A 934-nucleotide genomic window follows, 5' to 3' on the forward strand; every position below is an offset into this window, starting at 1 on the left:
CTTCTTGCCGACGACGACCGTGGTCGTCATCACCTTGTTGGCGTCCTCGGACCCGTCGAACAGATTGGTCTGATAGAAGTTTTCACCCCTCTCGGCCTTGCCGATCAGCTCGACCAGATGCTGGGTGGGGAACTGCGTCGCGGCGAGCTCGAGCGTGTTCTTCTCGGGCTTGTCGATGTCGACCTTGAGGCCTTTCGGCTCCCTTGTCGCCATTCCCTTGACCTCCTTGTCGAGGTTCTGGTCGACGAAGGACTTCGTCACGAAAGAGAAGGTCTTGCCCTCGGCGTCCTCGAACGTCGTCGTCTGCTGGTCGGTGAGCCTGGTGTTGTCGTTGGTCACGATCTGGGTGACGAAGCGAAACTTCACCGTGTAGCCCTCGCAGGGAGAGCCGTTGAACTCATACACCATGCGACCGGAAATGCCGGTGATGCCCGAGCGGTCGGACGCCTTGTTCAGGGTGAGGTCGTAGACTGCGCGATGCGCCTGCAGCGCGGGCACGGCAAAGGCCGGAGCCATCGGGATGGCCGTCGACAGGAGAGCGGCGGAAAGAAAAAGGCGCGTCACGCGCATGAAGTGCTCCGATCGTCGCGGCCGATGGCAGACCGCAGGGAAAGATGGTCCAGCTTAAAAAAAGTCGTGGCGGAAGCGAGGCAAAAATAGCAATTTCGGCCCGGCCAACGCGGCGTCTTCCAGCAATAGGGAAAACCAATGAGCGAAACAATCGAAAAGCGGCTAAGCGATCTCGGCGTCACCATTCCGGCCGCCGCCGCGCCCGCCGCGAACTACGTGCCCTACTGCCGGACCGGCAACATGCTGTTCACCGCGGGCCAGCTGCCGCAGAAGGACGGCAAGCTGGTAACCGGGCTGCTTGGCCGCGACATCGACACCGCCGCCGGCAAGGAAGGCGCGAAATTCTGCGCCATCAACATATTGG

Annotated in this window: 2 protein-coding genes; one reads left to right on the plus strand and one right to left on the minus strand. The window is 61.3% G+C overall.

What is annotated here, in order from left to right; all coding sequences use genetic code 11:
* Positions 1-570, minus strand: a 570-nt coding sequence (locus EOA38_RS37730; protein WP_127301598.1) for a DUF1849 family protein, incomplete at its 3' end; no start/stop codon positions are given.
* A 138-nt stretch (positions 571-708) separates the two neighbouring features.
* On the opposite strand from EOA38_RS37730, the gene EOA38_RS37735 reads away from it, so the two are divergent.
* Positions 709-934: RidA family protein (locus EOA38_RS37735; RefSeq protein WP_145966343.1), on the plus strand; the 226-nt coding region annotated here is incomplete at its 3' end.

The organism is Mesorhizobium sp. M1E.F.Ca.ET.041.01.1.1 (assembly GCF_003997355.1).
Lineage (GTDB): Bacteria > Pseudomonadota > Alphaproteobacteria > Rhizobiales > Rhizobiaceae > Mesorhizobium.